This window comes from Frankia sp. CpI1-P (assembly GCF_001421075.1).
Lineage (GTDB): Bacteria > Actinomycetota > Actinomycetes > Frankiales > Frankiaceae > Frankia > Frankia torreyi.
Window position 1 is genome coordinate 1 of the sequence record NZ_LJJX01000110.1, and the last position, 6,313, is coordinate 6,313.

The 6,313-nt window shown below is 71.6% G+C and carries 5 protein-coding genes and 4 pseudogenes; 4 read left to right on the forward strand and 5 right to left on the reverse strand.

The genetic code is table 11. The annotated features are described in order from the left end of the window. Positions 1-262: 262 nt before the first annotated feature. Both FF86_RS61380 and FF86_RS61390 read right to left on the reverse strand, forming a co-directional pair. Entirely contained in the window at positions 263-583 is a 321-nt protein-coding gene (locus tag FF86_RS61380) for a hypothetical protein (RefSeq protein WP_396230206.1), read from the reverse strand. A 123-nt stretch (positions 584-706) separates the two neighbouring features. Next, positions 707-1,075, reverse strand: a pseudogene (locus FF86_RS61390) (acyl-CoA thioesterase); the annotation flags it as partial. Positions 1,076-1,527: 452 nt separating this feature from the next. Here FF86_RS61390 and FF86_RS30685 point away from each other — a divergent pair. From FF86_RS30685 to FF86_RS69545, 4 genes and pseudogenes are all read left to right on the forward strand, one after another. After that, the gene (locus tag FF86_RS30685; RefSeq protein ID WP_242419927.1) at positions 1,528-1,941 is read left to right on the forward strand and encodes a GNAT family N-acetyltransferase; all 414 of its coding nucleotides are present in this window, start codon (positions 1,528-1,530) and stop codon (positions 1,939-1,941) included. Continuing rightward, positions 1,938-3,365 carry a pyridoxal-phosphate dependent enzyme gene (locus tag FF86_RS30690; protein WP_055871923.1) on the forward strand — a complete coding sequence of 476 codons (1,428 nt, stop codon included), beginning with the start codon at positions 1,938-1,940 and terminating at the stop codon, positions 3,363-3,365. The genes FF86_RS30685 and FF86_RS30690 overlap by 4 nt, the downstream gene beginning before the upstream one ends. A gap of 70 nt (positions 3,366-3,435) precedes the next feature. Then, positions 3,436-3,976: nitroreductase family protein (locus FF86_RS30695; protein WP_242419926.1), on the forward strand; the 541-nt coding region annotated here is incomplete at its 3' end. A 1-nt stretch (position 3,977) separates the two neighbouring features. Further along, positions 3,978-4,239: pseudogene (locus FF86_RS69545) on the forward strand (NADPH-dependent oxidoreductase); the annotation flags it as partial. Between the two features lie 421 nt (positions 4,240-4,660). Here FF86_RS69545 and FF86_RS61395 read toward each other — a convergent pair. From FF86_RS61395 to FF86_RS34510, 3 genes and pseudogenes are all read right to left on the reverse strand, one after another. Then, a pseudogene (locus FF86_RS61395) lies at positions 4,661-5,102 on the reverse strand (MFS transporter); the annotation flags it as partial. 131 nt (positions 5,103-5,233) lie between these two features. Next, positions 5,234-5,687 (reverse strand): annotated as a pseudogene (locus FF86_RS61400) (MFS transporter); the annotation flags it as partial. A 39-nt stretch (positions 5,688-5,726) separates the two neighbouring features. Beyond that, positions 5,727-6,092, reverse strand: a complete 366-nt coding sequence (locus tag FF86_RS34510) for a hypothetical protein (protein ID WP_055871929.1) — start codon at positions 6,090-6,092, stop codon at positions 5,727-5,729. Positions 6,093-6,313 lie beyond the last annotated feature (221 nt).

The window sequence follows — 6,313 nt, forward strand, 5'->3', positions numbered from 1 at the left end:
CTGCGGTGGCATGCTCGGCCGTCCGTTGGACGACGGGTACATGTCGGTGAACATCTCCGCCGGGAACAGCGCCTCCCGATGCTCGGCCAGGAACGCGAACACACTCCCCNCCGGGATCAACTCCCGGCAGGTCTCCCACACGTCCGGCCCGATCAGCTCGCCCACCCACTCACCCTGCATGATCACAACACTGGCGTCGACCACCACACCAGAACCCGGACCCGCAAGATTTTCAGTGGTCTCCTAGGACGCGCCGCGAGCCCTAGGACGCGTCGGCGGCCGGCCTGCGCGAGCGGATGAGCTGTTCCTGCGCGATCGCGAGGATCAGATTCCCCGCGGCGTCCCGGACCGAGCCGGAGTACAGCCCGAGCCCGCTGGCGGCGCTGCTGGGCCACATCTCCAGGGTCATCCCGTCGTCGGCCCGCGCCGGGGCGTGGAACCAGATCGAGTGGCTGACGCTGGATTCCGTGCTGGCGATGCCGGGATCGGCGAGTTGGCCGAAGCCGGTGCCGATGTCGGACATGTAGGCGATGGCGCAGGTGTGGGTCAGCCAGTCGTCCGACAGCGGGCCGACGGGGAGGATCTNGGCGTGGTCCGGGAAGAAGAACCGGTCGCCCTGCTGGTGGCGGGGGGTGAACTCGCACAGGTCGAGCAGGAGCATCCGGTGCTTGTCCGGCGGCTCGGTGTAGGTGCGCCCCAGCCGCGNCACCGCGTCGAGGACGAAGTCACCCGTGCCCCGGGTGAACGACGTGACCATCGAGAAGATCACCTTGTCGTCCTGGAGGGCGACGACCCGGCGCGCCGAGAAGGAGCGGCCGTCGCGGTCGCGGTCGACGTGCAGCGCGACCGGAGCGTCGAGCCGTCCGGCCCGCAGGAAGTAGCCGTGCAGCGAGTGCGGCCGGCGGTCGGGCTCGATCGTCATCGCCGCCGCACGCAGAGCCAGGGCGAGGATCTGGCCGCCGTAGAGCGGGTAGCCACCGGTATCGACCAGGCTCACCGACTGGAAGTCATCCTCGCCGACCCGAACGATCTGCAACGCCTGCTCGAGGGTCTGGGCGACGGAATGCCCGCTCACCTGCTCATCACTCGCACGGGACCGACGTTCCCACAGCCGCTGGCGAGACAGCAACAGTTGTCGAAGCCGTAGGACGAAGCCGACACGGCAGCGACCCCGGCACCGACTCGGCCGAGGGCCGGTGAACGCCGGGGACGCGGTCGCCGACCGCGCGGGGGTCCGATCAGTTCTTGATCGATTTCTCCGGGGATGTCGTCACCACCGTTGATTATCTTGAACGCATCGGCGGCAGCCGCGCGCATTCCCCATCTGTCGACCGAGAAGGTGGAGAATACTGGGCACACCGATCCTCCTCGTGCGGCCNGTGCGCCGCCCCTCGTCGATCTGNAGCAGGCGTGGCACCCGAATCGATGGTCCACACATCCATGATCCACACATCAATGATCCACATTGAGAGCGTCGAGTGGGACGACCCGGTGGCGGTGACACTGCGCGACGCGNTGGCCGCGGAGATGCGGCTGCGCTATGCCGACCGGCTGGCCACCCGGCCGCCGACCCCTGACCGGGGCATCGAGGCCGAGACGGTCGCCTACACCGGTGTCGCCTACACCGCCGACCGGCTGCCCGTCGGGCATGCCGCGTTGCGCTGGCTGGGTGACGACCTGGAACTCAAGCGCCTGTACGTCCTGCCCGCCCACCGCGGCCGCGGGGTGTCGGCCGCGCTGCTGACGGCGGTGGAACACGCGGCGCGGCACCTGGGCGCGGGACGGATCGTGCTGCAGACCGGGGACCGGCAGCCGGACGCGGAGCGCGTGTACGCCAGAACCGGTTACACCCGCATCCCGATCTTCCCCCCGTACGAGGCGCTGACCCACTCCCGCTGTTTCCAGAAGATCCTCGCCGGTGCGGACGCGCACGTGTCATGACGGTCCACGAGTCGGTCCTCGACGCGATCGGCGAGACTCCGCTGCTCCGGCTCACGCGGCTCGGCCGCGGGATCGCGACCCCCCTCTACGCGAAGGCGGAGTTCCTCAACATCGGGGGCAGCGTGAAGGACCGGGCCGCGTTGTCGATGGTGCTCCAGGCCGAACGCGACGGGCTGCTGCGACCGGGTGGGACGATCGTCGAGGCCTCGTCCGGCAACACCGGGATCGGCCTGGCGATCATCGGCCGGCAACGAGGTTACCGGGTGATCGTCGGGGTGTCGGACCGATCGGCCCGGGAGAAGGTCGACATTCTGCGGGCCTACGGCGCCGAGGTCGTGCTCGCCCCCACCAGGCTCGCCAGACAGCATCCGGATCACCTCTTCCACGTCGTGCGCCGCCTGGTGGACGAGATTCCGGGCGCCTGGCTGGCGAACCAGTACGACAACCCGGCGAACCCCGCGGCCCACCTGCGCACGACGGGCCCGGAGATCTGGCGGCAGACGGGCGGACGGGTGACGCATTTCGTGGCCGGCGTCGGCACCGGAGGCACCATCAGCGGCACGGGCGAGTTCCTCCGACAGGCGTCGGGGGGGACGGTCACGGTCGTCGGGGCCGACCCTGAGACGTCGGTCTACTCCGGCGGTGACGGCAGCGCCTACTACGTCGAGAGCATCGGCCATTTCCTGCACCCCGACACCGCGGAGGACGTCTGGCCGCAGTCCTACCACCGCGAGGCGGTCGATCGGTTCGAGCGGATACCGGATCGGGAGTCCCTGCTGACCGCGCGGCGGCTGGCCAGCGAGGAGGGGCTGCTCGCCGGCCCGTCGTCGGGTACGGCCGCCGCCGCCGCGCTGCGGGTCGCCCGCGCTCTCGGCCCGGATGATCTCGTCGTGGTCCTGCTGCCCGACTCGGGCCGGTCCTACCTGTCGACCGTCTTCAGCGACGACTGGCTGCGGCGGTGGGGGTTCCTGGACGACCCCGCCGGCAACGGCCCCGACAACGCCGACGGCACCGACGGCACCGTGCGTCAGCTCCTCGACCGCCTCCCCGGCTGGGCCGACCGCCTGGTCGCGGTCTCCTCGCGGGCCAGCGCCGGCGCTGTCGTGGCCGGTCTGCCCGGGTCGGCGGTGGCCGTCCCGGTCGTTCTTCCCCGCGCCGAGCGCCGGCACGGACTGTCCGCCACCGAGATCCTCGGCTGGGTCGAACCCGCCGCGCTCGGGGCGGCGATCGCCGCGGGCAGGATCTCCCCGGACAGCCCGGTGCTGGATCACCTCGGCGACCCGCTCCCGGCCGTCGGCGGCGGCCAGACGATCTCCGAGGCCCGCTCCGCGCTCGGCCCGCGCCACGCCGCCGCCGTCGTCCTGCGGGACGGCCGCGCCGTCTCCCTCATCACCCGCGACGAGCTGGACGCGGCAATCCGGTAGGAAACCACCGATACCCGGCCGGGCGCCCCTGGTCGCCGGCCTTCCCCTGGGCCATCACGAGAGGACATCTATGACGATCACCGCGCGGTACGCGGATCCGGCGGCGACGCTCCACGTCACCAGCGAGACCGTGACGCTGCAGCTCGCGCATCGGTCGGTGCGCAGGTTCACGCCCCGGCCGGTCACCGACGACGAGCTGGCGGCGCTGGTCGCGGCCGCCCAGTCCGCGTCGACGTCGTCCAACCTGCAGGCGTGGAGCGTGGTCGCCGTGCGGGATCCGCAGCGCAAGGACCGGCTCGCGGCGCTGGCGGGCAACCAGCGGTTCATCAGCGAGGCACCGCTGTTCCTGATCTGGATCGCCGACCTGAGCCGGGCGCATCGACTCGCCGACGGCGCGGGCGCAGGCAGGGTGCCGGAGGGCACCGACTATCTGGAGTCGACGATCCTCGGCTTCGTCGACGCCGCCCTCGCGGCGCAGAACGCCGTCGTCGCGGCCGAGTCGCTCGGCCTGGGCACGGTGTTCGTCGGGGCGGTCCGCAACCATCCCGAACAGATCGCGGCCGAGCTGGGCCTGCCACCGCACGCGGCGGCGGCGTTCGGGCTCGCGGTCGNCACGCCCGACCCGGCCGAGCACGCCGGGATCAAGCCGCGGCTGCCGCAGGCCGCCGTCCTGCACCACGAGCGGTACGACGCCGCCACGGCCGACGCGCACATCCCCGCCTACGACGAGCGGCTGGGTGCGTACAACGCCCGGCACGGCCTGCCCGGTTCGTGGAGCGAGCGCGTGCTGGCCCGGCTGGCCGGCCCGCAGTCGCTCTCCGGCCGGCACCGGTTGCGGGAGGCGCTGGCGAACCTCGGCCTGCCGTCCCGCTGACCGCATCCACCAGAGGGGCGACTGCCCGGTCTCCACAGCCATCGGCCCGGCGGAGACGTTCAGGCCACGTTCACCGTTCTCGAACTACTCTCCGCTATGGGCGGGTTGTCGTCCGGTCCGGCGGCGTGAGCGTCGGCGGGCCGCATGAGGACGATGACGAGCAGGCCGGCGAGGATGCCGATGGCTCCGGCGACGACGAAGGTCGCTTGTATGCCGGTCACCGCCGCACCGTGCGCCGCGCTGTCGAGGAACCGCCGCCCGGCGGACGGAGCGGTCAGCAGCAGGGCCGGTGTCTCTCCCCCGGCGATGGCGTGGGCGAGCTGTGCCGCGTCCGGGACGCCGCGGGCGGACAGGCTGCCCTGCGCGCGGGCGGTGAAGACACTGCCCAGCACGGCGATGCCGAAGGCGAAGCCGAGCTGGNGGGTGGTGTTGACCGCGCCGGCGGCCATGCCGCCCCGCTCGGCGGGCACGAGGGACATCGAAACCGAGCCGAGGACCGGCGTCACCAGGCCGACCCCGATACCGATCACGGCGAAGCCCGGCACGAGCTGCGGCCATCCGGCCGATCCGTGGACGAGCGCGGCGGTGAGCAGTCCGCCGAGCCCGATGAACAGCAGCCCCACCCCGATGACCAGATCGGGCCGCCGGCCGTGCAGCACCCGGCCCAGCCCCGCCGAGACACCGAATGCCATGATCGACATGGGCAGGCCGGTGAGTCCCGCCTCGATCGGGCTGAGTCCCAGTACGGACTGCAACCAGATCGAGGTGTAGGTGAACGCGGCGAAGGCCGCGAAGGTCAGCAGGAGTCCGGCGAGCAGCACCCCGACGAACGAGCGGTTGCGCAGCAGCGCGAGGTCGAGCATGGGGTGCTGCGTATGCGCCTCGACCGCGGTGAACACGGCCAGCAGTACCACCGCCGCCGCCAGCAGCCCCCAGATGCCGGGGTCGGACCAGCCGTGCTCGTTCGCGCGGATGAGCGCGTAGGTGGCACCGNCCGCCGCGGCGGTGAAGCTGGTCATGCCCCCGAGGTCCACCCTGGCGCGGGCCGGTGCGTGCGCGTCGACGAGCGTGGTAGAGCACAGCAGGATGGCGACGGCGCTGACCGGCAGGTTGACGAAGAAGATCCAGCGCCAGGACGCGCCCTCGGTGAGAAGTCCGCCCAGGATCGGGCCCACCGCGGCCGAGCCGCCCGCCACCGCGCCCCAGACGCCGTAGGCGCTACCCCGGTCGCGGCCGGTGTAGGCGCTGTTGAGCAGGGCGAAGGTGGTTGCGAACATCGCCGCCGCGCCGACGCCCTGGACCGCGCGCATGGCGATCAGCACACCCGGGTCGGGGGCCAGACCACACATCAGCGAGGAGGCCGCGAAGACCGCGAGCCCGCCGATGTAGGCGCGGCGGTGCCCGACGAGGTCGGCGATCGAGCCGGCGCCGAGCACCAGCGCGGCCACGGAACCTGTCAACCTGTTTGAGGCAGGATGGTGCAGTAATTAGCCGGTGGTCGTGTCTGGTTGGTCTTCGGGGTCGGGGGGCCGGTTGATCCACGCGGGTTGCGGGAGTGCGGGTGGGGTCGGGGGTCGGCGGACGAACCGTTCGGGGTGGGTGGCGTTGTCGAGGACGGCGGCGCGGGCCTGGTGGACCGCGGCGGCCTGGCCGTGGTGGACGGCCGTCGGGGTGAGCAGGCCGATCCCGGAATGACGGTGATGATTGTTGTAGTGGTCGAAGAAGTCCGGGTCTTCGAAGTTGACCGGGGTGAGGTGTGGGGCTCGCGTCCGGCTTGGTGGCTGTGCGTGATGCTGGTCTGGTGTGGCCTGGGTGTAGGACGCTGGCGTGTCGTGGCGTGAAAAGACCCGCAACCCCTGGTGATCTTGGTTGTTCTGACGCAATCAGGACACCGTGGGGNTACGGGCTTGGACGATCATACGAGTGACGCGACGTTGTTGCTGGACCTCGACGGGATGGCGGTGGAGCGGGTCGAGCGGTTGGCCGACGGGTCGCGGGTGGCGTGGCTGGTGACCGCAGACGAGGCGGCGCGGGCGTGTCCGGGCTGCGGGGTGTTCTCGGGGCGGGTGAAGGG

What these genes read in the sequence shown, in the direction of transcription:
- FF86_RS30685 (WP_242419927.1), top strand. Translation starts at nt 1,528, where the DNA reads ATGCGGCTGCGCTATGCCGACCGGCTGGCCACCCGGCCGCCGACCCCT.
- FF86_RS30690 (WP_055871923.1), top strand. Translation starts at nt 1,938, where the DNA reads ATGACGGTCCACGAGTCGGTCCTCGACGCGATCGGCGAGACTCCGCTG.